Origin of the sequence: Altererythrobacter lutimaris, from assembly GCF_013371495.1 — a bacterium.
GTDB lineage: Bacteria > Pseudomonadota > Alphaproteobacteria > Sphingomonadales > Sphingomonadaceae > Erythrobacter > Erythrobacter lutimaris_A.
Window position 1 is genome coordinate 2,471,444 of record NZ_JABWTA010000001.1, and the last position, 18,105, is coordinate 2,489,548.

19 protein-coding genes are annotated in these 18,105 nt (G+C 57.7%); 5 read left to right on the plus strand and 14 right to left on the minus strand.

What is annotated here, in order from left to right; genetic code table 11:
* From HUO12_RS12045 to HUO12_RS12085, 9 genes are all read right to left on the minus strand, one after another.
* Positions 1 to 897: a VOC family protein gene (locus tag HUO12_RS12045; protein ID WP_176273828.1), complete on the minus strand. Its 897-nt coding sequence runs from the start codon at positions 895 to 897 to the stop codon at positions 1 to 3.
* A gap of 130 nt (positions 898 to 1,027) precedes the next feature.
* Entirely contained in the window at positions 1,028 to 1,780 is a 753-nt protein-coding gene (locus HUO12_RS12050; protein ID WP_176273829.1) for an enoyl-CoA hydratase/isomerase family protein, read from the minus strand.
* Positions 1,777 to 2,664, minus strand: a complete 888-nt coding sequence (locus HUO12_RS12055; RefSeq protein WP_176273830.1) for a polysaccharide deacetylase family protein — start codon at positions 2,662 to 2,664, stop codon at positions 1,777 to 1,779. The genes HUO12_RS12050 and HUO12_RS12055 overlap by 4 nt, the downstream gene beginning before the upstream one ends.
* Positions 2,664 to 3,464 carry an SDR family NAD(P)-dependent oxidoreductase gene (locus tag HUO12_RS12060; protein WP_176273831.1) on the minus strand — a complete coding sequence of 267 codons (801 nt, stop codon included), beginning with the start codon at positions 3,462 to 3,464 and terminating at the stop codon, positions 2,664 to 2,666. The genes HUO12_RS12055 and HUO12_RS12060 overlap by 1 nt, the downstream gene beginning before the upstream one ends.
* 1 nt (position 3,465) lies before the next feature.
* Positions 3,466 to 3,774: an REDY-like protein HapK gene (locus HUO12_RS12065; protein WP_176273832.1), complete on the minus strand. Its 309-nt coding sequence runs from the start codon at positions 3,772 to 3,774 to the stop codon at positions 3,466 to 3,468.
* A gap of 12 nt (positions 3,775 to 3,786) precedes the next feature.
* Positions 3,787 to 4,932, minus strand: coding sequence for an amidase family protein (locus HUO12_RS12070; RefSeq protein WP_176273833.1), 1,146 nt, complete (start codon positions 4,930 to 4,932; stop codon positions 3,787 to 3,789).
* Positions 4,929 to 6,296, minus strand: a complete 1,368-nt coding sequence (locus HUO12_RS12075) for a phenylacetate--CoA ligase family protein (protein WP_176273834.1) — start codon at positions 6,294 to 6,296, stop codon at positions 4,929 to 4,931. The genes HUO12_RS12070 and HUO12_RS12075 overlap by 4 nt, the downstream gene beginning before the upstream one ends.
* Positions 6,293 to 7,579, minus strand: a complete 1,287-nt coding sequence (locus HUO12_RS12080; RefSeq protein ID WP_176273835.1) for an MmgE/PrpD family protein — start codon at positions 7,577 to 7,579, stop codon at positions 6,293 to 6,295. Before HUO12_RS12080 ends, HUO12_RS12075 begins: the two co-directional genes overlap by 4 nt.
* Positions 7,576 to 8,802, minus strand: a complete 1,227-nt coding sequence (locus HUO12_RS12085) for an MmgE/PrpD family protein (protein WP_176273836.1) — start codon at positions 8,800 to 8,802, stop codon at positions 7,576 to 7,578. The genes HUO12_RS12080 and HUO12_RS12085 overlap by 4 nt, the downstream gene beginning before the upstream one ends.
* A gap of 38 nt (positions 8,803 to 8,840) precedes the next feature.
* Between HUO12_RS12085 and HUO12_RS12090 the strand changes: the two genes are divergently transcribed.
* The gene (locus tag HUO12_RS12090) at positions 8,841 to 9,614 is read left to right on the plus strand and encodes a GntR family transcriptional regulator (protein WP_332310412.1); all 774 of its coding nucleotides are present in this window, start codon (positions 8,841 to 8,843) and stop codon (positions 9,612 to 9,614) included.
* A gap of 2 nt (positions 9,615 to 9,616) precedes the next feature.
* On the opposite strand, the gene HUO12_RS12095 is transcribed toward HUO12_RS12090, so the two are convergent.
* The 5 genes from HUO12_RS12095 to HUO12_RS12115 all read right to left on the minus strand — a co-directional run bounded on the left by HUO12_RS12095 (position 9,617) and on the right by HUO12_RS12115 (position 14,553).
* Positions 9,617 to 10,711, minus strand: coding sequence for a CaiB/BaiF CoA transferase family protein (locus HUO12_RS12095; RefSeq protein ID WP_176273837.1), 1,095 nt, complete (start codon positions 10,709 to 10,711; stop codon positions 9,617 to 9,619).
* Positions 10,712 to 10,716: 5 nt separating this feature from the next.
* Positions 10,717 to 11,934: a CaiB/BaiF CoA transferase family protein gene (locus tag HUO12_RS12100; protein WP_176273838.1), complete on the minus strand. Its 1,218-nt coding sequence runs from the start codon at positions 11,932 to 11,934 to the stop codon at positions 10,717 to 10,719.
* A 69-nt stretch (positions 11,935 to 12,003) separates the two neighbouring features.
* Positions 12,004 to 13,188: an acyl-CoA dehydrogenase family protein gene (locus tag HUO12_RS12105; RefSeq protein ID WP_176273839.1), complete on the minus strand. Its 1,185-nt coding sequence runs from the start codon at positions 13,186 to 13,188 to the stop codon at positions 12,004 to 12,006.
* A 37-nt stretch (positions 13,189 to 13,225) separates the two neighbouring features.
* Complete coding sequence (locus HUO12_RS12110) at positions 13,226 to 13,735, minus strand: MaoC family dehydratase (RefSeq protein WP_176273840.1); 510 nt, start codon at positions 13,733 to 13,735, stop codon at positions 13,226 to 13,228.
* The gene (locus HUO12_RS12115; protein ID WP_176273841.1) at positions 13,735 to 14,553 is read right to left on the minus strand and encodes an HpcH/HpaI aldolase/citrate lyase family protein; all 819 of its coding nucleotides are present in this window, start codon (positions 14,551 to 14,553) and stop codon (positions 13,735 to 13,737) included. The genes HUO12_RS12110 and HUO12_RS12115 overlap by 1 nt, the downstream gene beginning before the upstream one ends.
* A gap of 129 nt (positions 14,554 to 14,682) precedes the next feature.
* Between HUO12_RS12115 and HUO12_RS12120 the strand changes: the two genes are divergently transcribed.
* From HUO12_RS12120 to HUO12_RS12135, 4 genes are read left to right on the plus strand one after another with little or no spacing between them, the layout of a single operon-like run.
* A complete protein-coding gene (locus HUO12_RS12120) occupies positions 14,683 to 15,159 on the plus strand; it encodes a VOC family protein (RefSeq protein WP_176273842.1) in 477 nt (158 codons plus the stop codon).
* Positions 15,159 to 16,247, plus strand: coding sequence for an NADP-dependent oxidoreductase (locus tag HUO12_RS12125; protein ID WP_176273843.1), 1,089 nt, complete (start codon positions 15,159 to 15,161; stop codon positions 16,245 to 16,247). Before HUO12_RS12120 ends, HUO12_RS12125 begins: the two co-directional genes overlap by 1 nt.
* Positions 16,244 to 16,696: a VOC family protein gene (locus HUO12_RS12130; RefSeq protein WP_176273844.1), complete on the plus strand. Its 453-nt coding sequence runs from the start codon at positions 16,244 to 16,246 to the stop codon at positions 16,694 to 16,696. Before HUO12_RS12125 ends, HUO12_RS12130 begins: the two co-directional genes overlap by 4 nt.
* The gene (locus HUO12_RS12135) at positions 16,696 to 18,057 is read left to right on the plus strand and encodes an MFS transporter (RefSeq protein WP_176273845.1); all 1,362 of its coding nucleotides are present in this window, start codon (positions 16,696 to 16,698) and stop codon (positions 18,055 to 18,057) included. Before HUO12_RS12130 ends, HUO12_RS12135 begins: the two co-directional genes overlap by 1 nt.
* Positions 18,058 to 18,105 lie beyond the last annotated feature (48 nt).

Below are 18,105 nucleotides of genomic sequence, written 5' to 3' on the forward strand. Positions count from 1 at the left end.
TTATCCTACCTCTACACATTCGATGAGTTCTGTGCCTGAGCCGATGGCGGTTGCGGCACGTCGCCCTCCATACATCGCGCCTTGCCGTACGGAAGGCTCTTCAATCCATTCCGCTTCACATTCATCGAGGTTTTCCACCGCGAGTGTGACTAGTGCATTACCTGGCGGTAGCATGCCTTCATGACGCGGTCGGCGCATGGCGCTGCGCGGATAGTCATCGACTTCAACGATCGGCATGCGGCCCTGCTTGACCATGCTGATCGTCGTCAGTGTGTCGTCGGGCAGTCCGAACGCATCATTGATCATGGAATAGGGCAACGTGTAGTCGGCACCGCGCTCAAGCCCCAGATTGTCGGCATACCATTCGAGGCTCGCCTTGCGGTCCGGAGTTGCAAGGATGACGATAAAGATGCGGTCAACATCGGATTTGGCTCGCGGCAAGTCCGTGTCATCCATATTCTTCAGCACCTGGTTGAGATAGATCATCTCCTTGCCTGGCCCGAGCGCTTGCATCGGGATGAAAGCTGGTTCGATGTTCTCAAGCGTCTTGGGCGGTCCGACTATGGTGAAGTGATTTTCTGGCAGAGCGTCCGGCCATTTCCAGACATCTTCGACTGTCAGTTCGAACGCGGCCCAGCCATAGGTTGTGGTCGGTTTGAAACCGCCAAAGTCTGGCTGCTCGACCAATCGCAGAAAGCACGGCTCACCTGATTTGGGCTGGAGCACAGCATAGGGAGAGCCATAATTTCCCGAACAGTTCCAGCTTGCTGCAAGACTTTCGTCAAGCTCGCCTTGTTCCACTAGATCGAGGCCGAGAACATCGCGATAGGCAGCGATGCCAGCCTTGAGATCGGGGACTGTTGAAAGTCCGCCAAGGATCGTGCCGTGTTCTATCATCGCTGCATTCTCTCCCGTGTCAGGGTCGGCCCTTGTGGCCTAACTCAAAGCAGCAGTCCTGCGACTTTGGCGTCTGCAGATGATCGACGCGCGGACATAAGAAGGGTTCCCTCTACTCTGGCAGGGTCGTTCAGAATTTCGGCTTTCGTTTCTCCATGAATGCCCTCGTGCCTTCCGCAAAGTCATCACGCGTGAAGGCAGCATCGAAAATCCCAAGGGTCTCGTGATCGTCCTCGCTCTGCCCGTCCAGAACTCGCTGAATGAACCGTTTGCTTTGCCGTGCAGTATGGCTGGACGCAGCCAGCAATTGTTCGATCAGGAAGGCGCTATCTTCGGCGACAAACTCGACCAGACCGATGCGCTGGGCCTCCGCCGCATCAATCAGCTCGCCTGTGTAAAGCATTCGCTTGGCTTGACCTGGACCGACGAGGTCAACCAGCAGTTTTACATCGTGAAGCGGATAAACAAGGCCGAGTTTTGCTGGGGTGATCCCGAAACGCGCGGCCTTTGTTGCAACGCGCATATCGCATGCCATCGCGAGGCCGCATCCGCCACCGACGCAGTCTCCTTCAACGAAGGCAATGGTCGGGATGTCCGCCCGGGCGAGCTCATGCTGGACCCGGTTTATCTCGGCCTGATTGGCGTTCCGCCAGCTGGAATTGTCCTTGTTCTCCATCAATTCCTTGATGTCTGCACCTGCGCAGAAGGCGTTTCCAGCAACTGCTGAACGCAATTCCAGTACGCGGATCGCTGGATCGGATACAGCATCATTCAGCAATGCCGGAAAGGCTTCCCACATCGCCATATTGAACGCGTTGCGCTTGTCAGCCCGGTCAATCAGCAATCGGGCGATGGCCCCGTCTTTTTCCAGTCTCAAACTCATGCCGGATTGGTCTCCATGAAGTGATCCGCGATTGCTTTGCGCGTTGTCACCCATACACCATCATGTGCGCGGACATGCTTGAAAAATTCTTCCAGCGCCCAGATGCGCCCGGGCCGCCCGATAATACGCAAATGCAGTCCCAGGCCCATCATCTTGGGATTGCCTTCCACGCCTTCGCGATAGACTTGGTCGAAATTCGCTTTGGCATAGTCGAGCCATTGATGCGGCGTGAAAGCCGGGTCGGTCCACATCTTCATATCATTGTTGTCGAGCTGATAGGGGACGATGCACATGGGGCTGCCTTCGGGCGGTCCGCCAGGGCCGCTGCCGCGATCCCAGAACGGCACGTCGCCTGAGTAGTCGTCCATGTGATAGGTGAAGCCCTCTTCCGCCAAGAGGCGGCGCGTATTGTCCGTCAGAAGATAGCGGCTGAGCCAGCCATAAGGACGCACGCCGCAGGTCTTTTCGATACTGCTCACAGCCTTGCGGATGAACTCGCGCTCTTCGTCTTCTTCCATCTTGAACTGATGTACCCAGCGATAGCCATGGCTGACCGGCTCATGACCCAGCTCTACAATCGCTTCAGCGATCTCGGGATGGTTTTCGAGCGCAAGTGCGGCAACAGTCCAGCTTGCCATGATGTCATACTGCTTCAGCAAGTTGACGATGCGCGGTGCGCCAGCTTTGATGCCGTATAGGTAGTTGCTCTCGTTTGAATAGTTGCGGATCTTCGACTTTACAAAGACGCCCAACTCGTCGACCGGCTCCATCCCTCGGTCGCCGCGCGCGATAGTCATTTCACTACCTTCTTCGACATTGACGACGACGCTTAGCGCCATCTTTGCGCCGTCAGGCCAGTCGATCCGTTCTTCAGGAAGCGGCATCAATGCATTTCCTCTCCGCCACTAACATTCAAGGCTTCGCCCGTCACATAGAACGCTGCATCGCTCGCTAGCCACAAGCATGCGGCCGCAGTGTCAGATGGCAGGCCGGGACGGCCCATGGGATTTTTCGCGCTCATATTGGCAAGGTAATCCTCGACTGTGTCAAAGCCCAAGAGCTTGGAGAAATACTCGTTCTGCTGTGCGCCAAGGCCGGTTGTCACATGGTTCGGGCACACCGCATTCACAGTGATGCCATGCGCTCCGAGTTCAACGGCCGAGGCACGCGTCAGCCCGACCATGCCGTGCTTGGAAGAAACATAGGCAGGCAAATGCGGAAAGCCCGTTTTGGCTGCTTGGCTGGCGATATTGATAATCCGCCCGCCATTGCCTTTCGCCACCATCGCGCGCGCGGCAGCTTGCGAGCAGTAGAAAGCGCCCGACAGATTGACGCTGAGCACTTGGTCCCATTCGGTGGCTGTGTCGACTTCGAGGAACGGTTTCATCTTGAAGCCGATGCCAGCATTGTTGACCATCACATCGACAGCGCCGAAATGCTCGATAGTCTGCGCGACCAATGCCTGACACTGCTCGGCGCTGGATACATCACATGCAATGGTCGCTACCTTCGCCCCGCGGCGGCGCAGCTCCTCAGCCACCCCGTCGGCTTCAGCATCAATCGCAAGGTCTGAGACGACGCAATTCGCACCATCATCGGCAAAGGCCTGCAAGATGCCTTGACCAAGCCCCCGCTCCTTGCCGGAGCCTGTGACGACAATGGTCTTTCCAGTAAACTGGCCCACCTTAGAGGTCTTCCGTCAGGATAAACTGCGGCGCATCAGCATAGACCTGAAAAGGCGCTGCAGCCTCTTGGAATTCAGGGTTTGAAATGTCTGCAATGAAGTCATCCATACTCGTGATGTCGAGCACTTCGAAATAGGCATAGGGCGATGGCGTATCCGGATCGCCAAACAGCCCGGTTGCCTTGTGCACGGTAAAGCTGGTGACAGAAGGAAGCGCGCTTGCGGTCGGCACATCCTTGGTCTTTGCCCATTCCTCATATTCCGCCACATCGGTGCCGGGCTTCAAATTGAACGGTACGATGATGCGCATGGATTTTCTCCTTCAGCATGCAGGCGCGCGGTAAGCGCGCAGATTGTTATCGAGGAAACGAGCAAGAGCGAACAGGCCTTTCTCAAAGCCCGGCGCGCAAAGCATTTGCACGCCCAGTGGCAAGCCCCATTCCGTGCAGCCCATCGGCATGCTCAAAGCAGGTACGCCTGCGATATTGGCCAGACAAGTAAAGTCTGCCTGTGCTGGCGGTTCAGGCTCGGTATGCTTGAACGGCGGATTGGGCACTGTCGGCATGATGAGGAAGCCATGCTCTGCGATGATAGTCCGCACTGTCTCGGATGTTCGTTCGAGGATGTGCCGATCCTCCCCCCACTTCTCGCTTGCACGGGCAGGACCATAAGTCAGCAATTTGGCGAGATGATCGGAGACGGGAACGCCTTGCAAGTGCTTTGCCATGACCTTTGAGACCTGAATGAAGCCGGCATAGCGGATGCGGCTGCAGGGATGCTCAAGCGATACTTCGGCCGGTGGCGCTTTCAGCCCTGCGACCGTGCGGCGGAAAGCGCGGGCCACTTCGGAGTCGATTTCAACGCCGTGATCGACCAGCACCGCCCCGCTAAAGGCCTCCTGATTTTCGCCGAAATCGGAGATGACTCGCGCAGCCTTTTCAAGCGTATCAAGATCGCGCGCGAGTGGTCCAATGGCATCGAGTGACAGGTCCGCTGGCTCCAAGCCGTCCTGGCTGACCCGCGAAGTTGCGGGTTTGAAGCCGTACACCCCGCAATGAGATGCCGGAATGCGAACCGAGCCCATCGTGTCTGTGCCAAACGCAATATCGACAAGGCCCGCTGAAACCGCTGCTCCACTTCCACCGGACGAACCCCCGGGAGAAAAGCCTTCGCCATGCGGATTCTGCACAGGACCGAAATGGGGGTTATCCGTCTTGGAACCGAGCGCTGCTTCTTCCATATGCAGCACGCCTGTGATCGCAGCGCCAGCTGCGCGCAGCTTTGCGACCACTTCTGCGTCGCGATCAGCCTTGCGATACTCCCAAGCGCCGATCCCGGCATGGAATGGCATGCCTTCGACCATGATGTTTGCTTTCACGCCTACGCTCAGGCCAGCGAGCGTGCCATCCTCGCTGCCCGTTGCCGCATCATCGCGGTAAGCAAAGGCGTTATAGCGGTCGAGGGTCATGCGTTTCTTTCATCGATCAAGCGCAGCGGCTTTTGGCGAGTGTCGATCTCTGTCGCCTGGGCTGTACCACCTGGCTCGCAAAGCGCGACATCGACCTCAACGCCCAGCCCTTGTTTCAGCGTTGCAGCAAGTGCTGCTTGGTCGGTCCCGCCGCGGCTTTCCAGCGTCACCCGCATCGCATCGCGGCCACTCGCATCGCGAGACAGATGGCAGACATATTCGCCGGTCAAATCCGGGCTGTTCTCAATGATCGCGCCGATCGCGTGCGGAAAGACATTAATCCCGCGCAGTTTGACCATGTTATCGCTGCGGCCACGGAAACCGGCGATTCGCTTGAAAGCGATCTCGCCGCGTCCATCGAGCTCATGCGTGATATCATGCGTATTGAAGCGAATGCAGGGTGCCACGTCATCTTTGTAGAGACACGTCACGACCATGTCGCCGGTTTCGCCTTTGGCAACAGGATTGCGATCATCGACGCCGAGCAGCTCGAGATATTGCGCGTCTTCCCAGACATACATCCCGTCGCGCTCAGGCCCTTCGCCGGCGATAGAACCAGTATCGCCGACGCCGTACCAGTCATACGCCTTGGCGCCGTGCCATGCGGCTTCAGTCGCTGATCGATCTTCTGTGCCGAGATGCCCGATGATCATCTTGATATTGATGCGGTCAAACAGGCCTTCGGCTTCGGCTGTTTCAGCAAGCTTGCGGATGTAGTCGACAAAGCCAACCAGCGTTGTGACGCCGAAATCCGCCATCAGCCGTACTTGATTGACGCTGCGTGTTTCTATGCCTGTGCCAGCGGATAGGAACACGGAGTTTGTGAACTTGGTCACAGCCTCGCGGATGTAATGACCGCCATTGATCATGCCGTGGCCATAGACTGACTGGACTACGTCTGTAGGCTCCAGCCCCATCCAGCGATACATGCGCCCGACAAGCAAATTGCCGACCTCGCGTCCCTTGGGGCCGAACATCAAGACCTGGGGCTTGCCGGTCGTGCCGGACGTCGTGTGGAAGACGGACGGCGTGCGGCCCGAAGGTTCTCCGAGGCCATGAAAGTCGCCATAGGGTGGATGCTCGTCGATCGAGGCCATCAGGTCCGATTTGTCATAGACTGGAAGCTTTGTGATGTCGGTGAGACCAGCGATATCGCCCGGCTCGATCCCATGTGCGCCCCACAGGCGCTGATAGAATGGAATTTCCCAACCGCGCTTCATTAGCCGTTTGAACTGGGTGTCCTGGATCGCAAACAGCTCATCCTGGCTCATGCCGCGATAACGCGAAAGGAAGTCATCTCCGATTGGGTAATCAGCGAGCATCTGCTTGGCATCAAAGGCTTCAAAATAGGTCGGGTAAGTCATGATTTCCGAGTGAAATAATCCAAAGGATCGTCGAAGATGCGCGGGTCAGCATCGGCGGGCACAAGCTCACGAGCCAGTGCCATGCGTCTTGCAGATTGCGTATCCGTAAGCGGATTGTCCGGGCTGCCGAGTGTGGCTGCGATGGCGTGTTTTGTGATGGAACCGTCGTTTAGCGTGACAGTCAAAGACTGCGGAAACAGCGCATTGGGATCCTCATTGTCGTCCGGCACGAGTGCGAGCTTCTGTGCCAAAGCGGCCAGCCCTGGGTCTGCCATATGTTCAGGCGTGAAGCGGCGCGGGTCTATGCGTCCATCTGTCAGCATTAGTGCGCTCAGCCATTGCAGGCAGAGCCGCGCATAAGCTGGCGTCATTTCTTGTTTGTAAGGCCGTGCGACCAAGCGCCGGATCAAGGGCGGACAGGCAAGTTCAATGCTTTCCACTTGCTTGGGGTCAAGTGCGAGCTCTTCCAGTTTGCCCAGCGCCGCATGGCTCGCCCGGCCTGACGGATAGGGCTTCACGCTGATCTCGCTAACCCGCCAGATGTTCCCCAGATGATTGGTGTATGATGCGAGATCACCTTGGTCGAACAGCGTGAAATAGCCGAACTGACCTTGCAGCGGATCTTTCGGGCCGGGAAAACCTGCTTTGGCGAGATCGCTCGCGGTAATAGCCGCGCGCGCAGCATTGGCTATCTGAAAGGGCAGCGTTGCAAGCCCTTCGACATGCGCTTGCATGGTGCCAGCGGCAGAGGAGTAAGCGACACCCAACGTGTCATCCAATGGTGCGCCATCGATCCGCGCCACAGCCAGCGCGGCTCCCATCACGCCTGCGGTCGCCGGACGGAAAAAGCTTAGGCCGCTTGTTGCGGCGAGGCCCAGGCCTGAAGCAACATCAACGCCGACAGAGAGCGCCACCAGTGCTTCTTCCGGGTCGCAGCCGCCTTTGCGATCGATCGCTGCACCGAGCGCGGCGACAACGGTGCTCATCGCGTGAACTACGGCAGGCTCATGCACCGCATCCCATTCCAGGCAATGAACGCGGTAGCCATTGACGAAGGCCGCAGCGGGGGCAGGAAGCATCTCGGACGTACCGAGCAGGCGCGCTTCTGCTACGGTTCCCATCGCGCGCGCTGCGGATAGGATTTGATCCGCGCCTGGCGCGTCAACCGCGGCCGCGCCCACGGCAAGCGTGTCGCCCAGCAAGCGTTCTGCATCCGCGCGGGCATCCGCGGGAAGCACATGGTCCGCACCGGCAAACTCCAACAGCTTTTCAGTCGGGCTCATCGAGTCCAAGCCTCCAACATCGCATCAAGCGCATCGACGTCGTCGCTTTGCAAGGCGAGGTTCACCGCCTTCTCCGCTTCTTTTGGCTGCAGTCCGCCCCATTTTGCGAGGGAGAGCATTTTCGCAATGATGTCGTCTTCGCTTACGGGACGCTCCGGATCACCAAGTGTATCGACCAGCTCAAACCCGTTTACGCGCGCGCCGAAATGCGCCGGATAGCGGGCGGTAATCGCTGGGTCCTCGCTGACAGTCACTTGCGCGCGCAGCTCGCTAAGCGCACAGACCGCTTCCATTGTGAAATCCTGCGGTTCGGCTTGTCTGCCGTCTGCGACAACTGCAATCGCATGCTGGAGCGAGAACTTTGCTTCCAGCTCCGTTTCTGGCTCTGGCCTGTCGCAAAATGTCAGCGCGTCTTTGAAAGTCTCCACTTGGAATGGCGCTTCTAGTTTGCCGGCCCTGCGCAGCTCCATTGCCGCATCGATTGCGGGGTGCGCATGCCTGCAAGCAGCGAAGGGCTTGAAGCTGACCGTGTCGATCATCCAGCCATCGCCGTTCGAGGCAAGCTCGCCCGGTCCTTTGGTGAAAGCCTCAAAAAGCCCCTGAGGACCTTCCAGAATGCCTTGCGGTCCGGTTGCGCCGTAGTGGACATGCATTGCTGCATCGCGGCCAGTGCGTACCGCATGATAGATATGCCATTGCTTCGTGAGCACATCGTCATGCCGCATATGCCAAAGGCCGCCTGCGACAGAGCCCGCATTGCCCAGCGCATTCGCGTATTCGACGGGCGCGAAGCCAATCAGTGAACCGAACGACGCGCATGCACCAAACACGCCCATTGTCGCGGTCGGATGCCAATGCGCGTAGTGATGCGCGTCAAATGCTGCGCCGATCGCAATCATCGCTTCATAGCCGCGCACCGCTGCATCAAGCCGCGTGTCCATGTCGGCACTCGGCATGGAAAGGGCCGCTGGCCAGATCACAGGCCCCGGATGAAGCAGCGAAGTGCGGTGCACATCGTCCATCTCGAGCACATTGCCGGAATAGCTCGCGCTTTCCCAGCCGCGCGTTGAAATCGCGCTGCCCATCGCATGAGCTTCAGTGCCGCGCGCGCCTGCGATGCAGGCAAGCCAGTCAAGCAAATGCAGTCTTGCACGCTGACGCTCGCTTTTGCTGACAGGACGCGCTAATGTCCGGACAAGTCGGGAGAGCAGAGGCTCGCTCATCGCAGCGATCCTCCTAACAGGACTGGAAGACGAACTAAGTGGCAAGCAAAGCGGCCAAGAAGGCCAAATCCGGTAAATCGAGCAAGACCCCGCGTTACCTGCAATTGGCCGGTATGCTGCGCGAAGCGATCCTTGCAGGCGACTTTGCCGACGGTGGTCAATTCCCGACGGAAACCGTGTTGTGCAAGCAATTCGATGTCAGCCGTTTCACGGTGCGCGAAGCTTTGCGCCGCTTGGAAGCGGAAGGGCTTATCCAGCGCAAGCGCGGTTCCGGCACCACGGTACAGCCAGCTGCGGCACGCGGAGGCGCGTTGCATCAGCCATTGAGCAATGTGGGTGAGATCCTGCAATATGCCCGTGGAAGCGCGGTGGTGTACCGGCCTGCTGGAACGAGCCCTTTGCCAAGCGATATTGCTGAACAGATCGCGCCCAGTACTTCTGGTAACTGGACGATGTTTAGCGGCATCCGCCAACAGGATTTTGGCGAAAAACCATTGGCCGCCACTGCTGCCTATTTCCACGAAAGCCTCGGCGATGCGATCGAAAACTTGGATTTGAATGCCAGTTCGCAAACGCTGTTCAGTCAGATCGAGCAGCTTGCAGGCGTCAGCGCTCGCACTGTCACGCAGGACATTCAAGCGATTGCTGCAGACAAAGATATGGCTGAGAAGCTCGATGTTCCTGAAGGCAGTCCGGTGCTGCAAATCCTGCGGTGCTACATCGATGCCAAAGGCCGCGTGTTCGAGATCTCGGTCAATCACCACCCTGGTGACCGCTTCGCTTACGCGATGCATATCGACGTCGACAGCTAAGCTCATTTTTCGCCAAGCCCAGGTACATCGCCAGGTTCCCAGTCTTCTTCTGCGAAGCGAATGGCTGGTGCGACGTGTTTGCCTCCGCCGGGGGCCTCAACCAGCAATCCCCGCTCTACGATATGCGCCTCGTCCAGCGCTTCGCGGTAATCAAGAACGGGCGCAAATGCGACGTCCTTGTCTGCAAACCATTCCACCCACTCTTCACGAGTCTTGCTTCCGAAGGTCTCTTGTAAAAATGCGACGAGTTCGCCTTGTTCGCCTGCAGGATCCTCAGCGATGGGAAGCAAGTCTTCGCGTCCAAGTGCGGTGAGCAGGTTCCTCGAAAACTTGAGCTCGCGTCCGCCAAGTACAACGTGTTTGTCATCTGCAGTTTTGTAGACCTGATAGAAGGCTGCACCACCAAGGCTTCGCTGCGAAGCTGATCGCGGACTTTCACCCCCTGCAATCGCGCTACCAGCGGTGTGCGCGCACCATGGCAGCAGGCTATCGAACATCGCGCAGTCAATATACGCGCCTTCGCCGTTCCGATCGCGCCCGACCATCGCCATCAGAACCGCAGACAGAGCGGTCAGGCCAGCTGCAAGATCCGCGCTCGGCGCGCCGGGAACGACCGGCGTTCCATCCACTCCGTCATTAACTGAGAGGAAACCGGCCAATGCTTGCACGGCCATGTCATGGGCCGGATGATGGGCGAGCGTTCCTTCTTGTCCGAAGGCAGATATCGAGCAGTAGATGATGTCAGGCCTGATCGCTTTTACAGCGTCATAGTCAAAACCGAGCCGCTTCATCACGCCGGGGCGAAAGCCTTCGACAAATACATCAGCGTTGGCAATGAGGTCGCGCAAAGCCGCTTTCCCGGCGTCAGCTTTAAGATCGAGCACAACGCTTTTTTTGCCCCGATTGAGATTGGCGAACCAAACCGAATGCTCCTCATCGCCATAGGTGTCGAAAGGAGCCTGGTCGCGTGCAGGGTCACCATAGGTCGGCTCGACCTTGATGACTTCAGCGCCTTGATCCGCCATCATGACCGTCATCATTGGTCCCGGCAAAAACATCGAGAGATCGACAACACGAATGCCGGAGAGTTTGCCCATGATGCTCAGATCGTTCCATTCGCTCGCAGCTTCGCAACTGCGTCTTGGTCATAGCCGAGCTCGGCCAGCACATCCTCGCTGTCCGCGCCCAGCAATGGCGCTGCACGGTTGGGCACTCGCTGCCCATCAAACTTGATCGGGCTTGCAAGGATTTGCAGGTCATCCTTGTCCGGATGCTGGACTTCGTCCCGCATCCCGATGGTCTTAAGCCAGGGATTGTCGAGCGCATCGCCCAGTTCATAGACCGGCGCGACAGGCACGTGGCCAGCCAGCAGCTCTTGCCAATGCGCCATGGTGTGCTCGCTGAAATGCGCGTCGAGAAGTTCGGTTAGAGCATCGCGATTGGCGAGCCGCGAAGGATTGTCGGCAAAGCGCAGATCATCGCGTAGGTCCGGCCGCTCAAGCCGTTCGACCAGAATGTCCCAGAACTTGGGCAGCTGGCACATCACAAACATCCAGCCATCCTTGGCTTTGAACATCTGGCTCGGCGTTGCTTGCGGGTGCGCGGAACGCGGTGTTCGCTGCGTTTCGTCGCCGTCATTCATGTACCAGATCGCGGGATAGCTTGTCTGATGGATCGCTGCGCTGAGCAGGTCGGTATCTACATCGCGGCCTTTGCCGCTGGATCGTGCATCGACCAATGCGCCGAGCAGCCCGATGCAGAAGATTGTGCCGGTCATAAAATCGACCATGGAGAGGCCCATGCGCTGCGGATCTCCGCCTGGCTCGCCTGTCATCTGGCAATAGCCCGCCTCGGCCTGCATCAAATAGTCATAGCCGGGCCATTTGGCGCGTTCATTGTCGCGCCCATAGGCAGAGAGATGCGCACAAACGATCGCAGGGTTAATGCTCTCAAGCGCATCGTAAGTGAGGCCCAGACGCTCTGGCAGATCACCGCGGAGATTGTTCGCCACAACATCGCAGGTCGCGACAAGTTTGTGCAGGATTTCCTGCCCTTCATCGCTGTTCAAATCGAGCGTGAGTGAGCGCTTGTTAAGATTGAAAGCCTGAAAATAAGTGCTTTCACCTTTGCGAAGGTAATGCGGACCGACGAGCCTTGCGGTGTCGCCGCCGCCTCGCCGCTCGCCGTCAGGACCGACTTTACCAGGCGGCTCGATCTTGATGACCTCCGCGCCCATTTGCGCGAGGAACATCGTGCCATAGGGGCCTGCACCGTATTGCTCGGCGCTGATGACTCTGATGCCTTTAAGCGGCAGATGCATCTTCAGCTCCCTTCCCAGACTGTTCCGCTTTTCGCGCGGCTTGTTGTTCTTGCATGCGAAAGCGAATGATCAGATCGGGTTTGCTTTCAAATGCTGCTTCGCAATGATGATGCGCTGCATTTCATTGGTGCCTTCGCCAATACACATCAACAGACTGTCGCGGTAATAGCGTTCGATGTCATATTCCTTGGAGTAGGAATAGCCGCCATAGATGCGCATTGCTTCCTGGCTGTTTTCAACCGCTGCTTCTGACGCGAAATACTTCGCCATGCCCGCTTCCATGTCGCAGCGCTCGCCTTTGTCATAGGCTTCGGAGGCGTCGAGCGTCAGCAGCCGGGCAGCGCGTGCGCGGGTCGCCATTTCACCGAGCTTGAGTTGGATCGCCTGATGATGCGCTATGGGCTTGCCCATGGTCTCGCGCTGCTGCGCGTATTCGGTGGCGTGGCGCAGTGACCCTTCAGCAAGGCCTACGCCGCGAGCTGCGACGTTGATCCGGCCAAGCTCAAGCCCGCCGGTTGCCTGGAAAAAGCCTTGCCCTTCAACACCGCCGATGAGTTGATCAGCCGGTATGCGATAGTCTTCCATGATGAGTTCAGCACTATCGATTGATTTGTAGCCAAGCTTGTCGAATTTCTTGCCGGTGGTCAGCCCGTCGCGCTTGTCGGCAATGAACAGACTCATGCCTTTGTAGCGCGGGTCTGCATCAGGATCAGTCTTGGCAAGAAGCGCAAAGCACTGGCCATTCAATGCGTTGGAAATCCAGGTCTTAGTGCCGTTGAGCACATAGTCGTCGCCATCACGCTTCGCCACTGTGCGGATCGCTTGAAGGTCCGTTCCGGCATTGGGCTCAGTCAAAGCCAGACCGCCGCGAATCTCTCCGGTCGCGAATTTCGGAAGCCATTTGGCTTTCTGCTCGGGGGTGCCGAAACGCTCAACCGCGGCCGCCATGATCAAATGCGAATTAAAGATACCTGTGATCGCCATCCAGTGGCTGGAGATCTTCATCACGATCTTGGCATAAGTTGTGGCAGGCAGACCAAGCCCGCCATATTCCTGACTGATCGTGGCGCCGAATAGGCCCATTTCCGCCATTTGCTCGACCAGCTTTTCCGGCCAGATATCGCCGTGGTCATGCTCTTTGATGACAGGGATAACTTCGCGTTCCAGCCAACGGTCGATCGCGTCCATGAATGCGCGTTCTTCGTCCGGATCGATTGACCGGATCGCGTCGTCGAGCTGTACTGCGGTTGCCATGATATCTGTCCTTTGAGGTATTCAGGTCTTTGTCGTCTTAATCGTCGAGATTGCCGAAGCCGCGCTTCCACACGAGCACCGTGCGTTTGTAGTGCGCGACCACATCACTGTGCTGGTTCTTGGCCGTCGTTTTGAAAGTCACAATGCCTTGTTCCGGCCGGCTCTTGCTCTCGCGTTTCTCCAGCACTTCGCTTTCGCAATAGACTGTGTCGCCAACGAACAGTGGATGCGTCATGCGCACTTCGTCCCAGCCCAGATTGGCGATCGCTTTGCCGCTCGTGTCTGAGACGCTCATGCCGGTCATGATTGCGATGGTGAACGGGCTGACGACCAGCGGCTTCCCGAATTCGGTATCTTTGGAGAGTTCATAGTCGAAATGTGCAGGATGCGTGTTCATAGTAAGCAGCGTGAACCAGACATTGTCAGCGTCAGTAATCGTGCGACCGGGACGATGCTCGTAAATATGGCCGACGACGAAATCGTCGAAATAGCGACCTTGCACTTCGCGAAAGCGCCCGGGGGCGACTTCGATGACTCCATCACGCATTACGCTTGTCCTTTATGTCGCGCGAGGATTGCGCGGTATGTCTTTATCATCGGCGCTTCCAGCATGCGGCCTTTGTGGCGCACGGCCTTGCCGCCGGTTTCCTCGTAAACCTTGAGCGCCTCTTGAGCTTCTGCGACCTGCTCGGCAGTAGGCGCAAATACATCTTCGATGATCGGCACTTGCTTGGGGTGGATTGCAGACTTGGCCGTGATGCCGATAGCGCGAGCCGCTTCGCATTCGCGGCGCAAGCCGTCTTCGTCATCCAGATGAATGTAAGGTACATCTATCAGCGGCGTGCGCGCTTCAGCGCAAGCCAATACCAATTGCTGGCGGGCTGCAAGCAAGGGCTCCCAAGACACAGCGACTTGCAGCTCGCCAGAGAAATCCGCGCCTCCAAACATCAGGGCAGAGACTTTGGCGTGGCTCGCGATCGCAAGTGCGTTGCGCAGTCCTTTGGGCGTTTCAATGAGGGGGATAAGGGCAGGGCAGCGCTCCCCAAAGGCGCTTGCGATAATGTCCAGCTCCACCGCGCTTTCCACCATGGGCACCATCAGTGTCGCAGGTAAAACATCGCTTTGCGTAAGCGCGGCCAGGTCACGAATACCTTCTGGCGTGGTCAAGGCATTGATCCGGATCGCAAAACCTTCGCTTGCTTCGCGCACTTGCTTGAGTGCCGCTTCACGAGCGGATTCCTTGTCTGTTGGCCCGACTGCATCTTCCAGATCGATCACGACAAGGCCAGCGCTCGCCGCGCCTGCCTTGGCAAAGCGGTCCGGACGCGATCCCGGCACAAATAGCAGGCTTGAAGCTGCAAACATTAAGCAAAGCACCTTTCCTGCGGCTGGCTTTCGCGCCGCTTGAATTCTCGTTTTACAATTTGTCCGGACAAATCTAAAGTCAAGCGCAAATCGGGATATAAACGCATTTGAGGGGGAATCTTTCCAGCTATGACTGACATCATCAAGCGCACAACTCTCATGGTTCGCGATGCGGAGAAAGCAGCGCAATGGTATGAGGATGTGCTTGGGATGAGCCGCTGGATGGATACGCCATTCACGCTTTCAGGAACCCAGCTGGCCGCAGGCAATAAAGGTGACAAGACTCGCCTTGTAATTATGAAGGCCGAACATGAGACCATCGGCATGATCGGCCTGCTGCAATGGGTTGATCCGGAGCGGGAAGATGCACCCGCCGAGCTACCGACAGAACTAAGCTTTGGCGCGCCCATATTCGTTGTTGCAGCCGAAGACACCCGCGCCACGGTTGAACGGGCGCGTGCTGCCGGATCGCGCATCCATAGCGAGCCGCGCGATTGGACGGTCACCGGGGCGGACGGCAAGCAAAAGGATATGGTCGGCGCAAGCTTCTGGGATCTGGACGGCTATTTCTATGAAGTGAATCAGGTGGTGCAGGTCCACGGCTGATGGGCGCTGCGGAAGAACTCGCAGCGTTTGACGCATTGGCAGCCAAGCGCATTGATGATGATGCGAACTATCAATGGCGTATCGCTCGCAGGCCGGTTGGCAATGTGAGACCGGAAGACTTCGAGTTCGGCGTTACAGAGATCCCAGAGCCGCGCGAAGGCGAAGTGCTTTTGAAGACACATTACCTGGGGCTCGCCCCGGTGATGCGGTTTTATATGCAAGCAACAGCGCGCACAGGCGATGTGTCGCTCGGCATTGGTGATGTGATCCATGGGCGCGGTGTTGCTCAAATTGTGAAGAGCCGTCACCCCGATTGGCGCGAAGGCGAGATCGTTCAGGGCCAGATGGGCTGGCAGACCTACAAAGTCAGCAAGATGACAGCACAGGAAAAGTTCTTCCGCATGCCAAACAATGGCCTGGATGCAGCTTTGGGTGCAGGTGTCCTCGGTATGACGGGACTGAGCGCGCATGCGGGCTTGTTCGCTTGTGGCTCTCCCAAAGAGGGTGATCGCATGGTCTTGTCCGGTGCGGCAGGCGGGGTCGGCTCCATGGTCAGCCAGATGGCCGCGAATGTCGTCGGCTGCGATGTCGTCGGCATCGCCGGAGGCCCGGAGAAATGCGCCTTCATCCGCGAGCATGGGTGCCGCGCATCGATTGACTACAAGGCAGACGATATCGAGGCGATGCTCGATCAGTTGCGTCCTGAAGGCATCGATCTCTATTTTGACAATGTGGGAGGCGAAACGCTGGAAGCCTGTCTCGAGCGGCTGCGCATGCATGCCCGCATTGTCTTATGCGGCTCGATCAGCGAGTACACCCGCGAGGAGCCGTTCAAGCTTTCCAATTACACGAGGCTGCGGGCCACAGACAGCGTCATGCGGGGCTTCTTTGTTTACAATCATTTGAGCGATTGGGACCGTGTCATGGGCGAGATGTCCGGCTGGATCGCGGACGGGAAGTTGAAGCCAGTGCAGGATATCGAGCAGGGCTTTGGCGCGATGCCAAGGGCGCTCGCCAATCTCTATTATGGCCGCAATGTCGGCGTGCAATGCTGCTCTGTGAGGGGCGAACCGGAGGAATGGGTGTGAGTGAGAAACCGGCGGTGCGCTTCCAGCGGGCGAATTTTGTAGTCAGCGATCTGGATCGCGCGCTCACTTTCTACGAGGGCGTGCTGGGCTTTGAAGTGGCCTATCGCAAAGGGCACAATCCAGACAGTTATTCCGTTCCGGTGTTCGAGATACCCGATGGCGCAGAACTTGGCTTTGCTATCCTGTCACTCCCAGGCCAGCCGCGTGTGATGGCGCTTTCTGAGATCAAGGCCATCGACATGCAGCCCGTTCCTCATCCGCGCAGAGGCGCGATCGTGCTGGAAACGCAAGACCCGGACAAAGTAATGGCGGAAAGCCGTGCACTTGGCCTGAAAGTTTATGAAGAAGGCCGCTTGGAAACACATGATGGCCGTATCGGTCGCGAGATCGGGATCGTCGATTTCGACGACAACTTGGTCGTCATCTACATCATTCCGGATGCTGACTGATGCCTGCTGAAGCCGCCGCACCCGCTGAGGTCGAAGCCGCTGCAAGCGCAGCCAAGCCTTATCCGTCGGCTACTGCTGGCTGGTTCCTCGTGGTCATGCTGACCATTGCCTACATCTTCAGCTTTGTTGACCGCTACATCCTCGGGCTGCTGGTTGAACCGATCAAGGAAGAGTTCGACCTTTCCGACATTCAGATTGGCTATTTGTTGAGCGCTTTCACCATTGTTTATGGTTTTGTCGGCATTTTCATGGGTTGGTTGATCGACCGCGGCAAGCGCATGTGGATCGTGTCCGTCGGCATTGCCTTATGGTCCGCTGCGACGGTCGCGACAGGCATGGCTAAGAACTTCGTGCAATTGTTCGCGGCGCGCATGGGCGTAGGGGTTGGTGAGGCAACGCTCTCGCCAGCGACATTCTCCATGATCGGCGACAGCTTCCCGCCGGAAAAGCGGGGCAAGCCGATCGCGTTTTATTCCAGCGCGCTGCCGATTGGCGCTGGTGTGGCTTCGCTCGTCAGCGCCGGGATCATCGCTTGGGCTGCGTCAGGCGGGTCGCAGAGCCTCCCGCTATTCGGCGAGCTTTCGCCATGGCGCTTCACGCTGATCGTCGTCGGCTTGCCAGGCCTGCTGCTCGCGTTGTTCTTCCTCTTCATGAAAGAGCCTGCGCGTCGGCCTGCGCGTGTTTCAGAAGATGTCGTTGGGGGCAGCGGGTTTACCGATGCGCTCAAATACATCTTCAAGAATTTCGCGCTTTATGCAGGCGTCATCCTGATTGTGTGCTGCATGACTGCCATTGCATACAGTCAGGGTCTGCTGCCATCGACGTTTGAGCGCACCTGGGGCTGGAGCCCGCAGAAATACGCGCTCATCAATGGGGTCGCTCTGCTGATTATTGGCCCTATCAACATGATGATTTTCGGCAGCCTGTCGGATAGGCTCTCTGCCAAGGGGATCAAGGATGCGCCGCTGAAGATCCTCTATATCGGCTTCTTCATCATGGTGCCGTCAGGCGTGCTGCCATACTTCATGCCAACGCCAGAGCTCGCCTTTGCGGTTCTGTGCATCAACACTGTCGGCATCGGAATTGTCTCGGCCATCGGAGTAACCGCGCTGCTCGGTATCACTCCTGCGCAAATCCGCGGGCAAGTGATCGCGCTTTATTATCTCGGGATCAGCTGGTTCGGCTCGCTCGGCCCGATCGCGACGGGATATTTCTCCAGCAATGTCTTCGGCGAAGAGAATATCCGTTATGCCGTGGCCGTCGTGCCGGTCCTGTTTGCGATCCTGCCGCTCATTCTGATGCCGCTGACCCGCCGGCTTTACCTGCAGCAGATCGAGCGCATCGGTGAAGGCAGCAATTGACCCTTCACAAAATGTCCGGACAAATTTACAGTCAAGCCAATCCACAGG

Excerpts from the sequence above, each read along its gene's own strand:
- HUO12_RS12045 (WP_176273828.1), bottom strand. The coding sequence starts at position 897 with ATGATAGAACACGGCACGATCCTTGGCGGACTTTCAACAGTCCCCGAT.
- HUO12_RS12050 (WP_176273829.1), bottom strand. The coding sequence starts at position 1,780 with ATGAGTTTGAGACTGGAAAAAGACGGGGCCATCGCCCGATTGCTGATT.
- HUO12_RS12055 (WP_176273830.1), bottom strand. The coding sequence starts at position 2,664 with ATGCCGCTTCCTGAAGAACGGATCGACTGGCCTGACGGCGCAAAGATG.
- HUO12_RS12065 (WP_176273832.1), bottom strand. The coding sequence starts at position 3,774 with ATGCGCATCATCGTACCGTTCAATTTGAAGCCCGGCACCGATGTGGCG.
- HUO12_RS12070 (WP_176273833.1), bottom strand. The coding sequence starts at position 4,932 with ATGACCCTCGACCGCTATAACGCCTTTGCTTACCGCGATGATGCGGCA.
- HUO12_RS12075 (WP_176273834.1), bottom strand. The coding sequence starts at position 6,296 with ATGACTTACCCGACCTATTTTGAAGCCTTTGATGCCAAGCAGATGCTC.
- HUO12_RS12080 (WP_176273835.1), bottom strand. The coding sequence starts at position 7,579 with ATGAGCCCGACTGAAAAGCTGTTGGAGTTTGCCGGTGCGGACCATGTG.
- HUO12_RS12085 (WP_176273836.1), bottom strand. The coding sequence starts at position 8,802 with ATGAGCGAGCCTCTGCTCTCCCGACTTGTCCGGACATTAGCGCGTCCT.
- HUO12_RS12095 (WP_176273837.1), bottom strand. The coding sequence starts at position 10,711 with ATGGGCAAACTCTCCGGCATTCGTGTTGTCGATCTCTCGATGTTTTTG.
- HUO12_RS12100 (WP_176273838.1), bottom strand. The coding sequence starts at position 11,934 with ATGCATCTGCCGCTTAAAGGCATCAGAGTCATCAGCGCCGAGCAATAC.
- HUO12_RS12105 (WP_176273839.1), bottom strand. The coding sequence starts at position 13,188 with ATGGCAACCGCAGTACAGCTCGACGACGCGATCCGGTCAATCGATCCG.
- HUO12_RS12110 (WP_176273840.1), bottom strand. The coding sequence starts at position 13,735 with ATGCGTGATGGAGTCATCGAAGTCGCCCCCGGGCGCTTTCGCGAAGTG.
- HUO12_RS12115 (WP_176273841.1), bottom strand. The coding sequence starts at position 14,553 with ATGTTTGCAGCTTCAAGCCTGCTATTTGTGCCGGGATCGCGTCCGGAC.
- HUO12_RS12120 (WP_176273842.1), top strand. The coding sequence starts at position 14,683 with ATGACTGACATCATCAAGCGCACAACTCTCATGGTTCGCGATGCGGAG.
- HUO12_RS12125 (WP_176273843.1), top strand. The coding sequence starts at position 15,159 with ATGGGCGCTGCGGAAGAACTCGCAGCGTTTGACGCATTGGCAGCCAAG.
- HUO12_RS12135 (WP_176273845.1), top strand. The coding sequence starts at position 16,696 with ATGCCTGCTGAAGCCGCCGCACCCGCTGAGGTCGAAGCCGCTGCAAGC.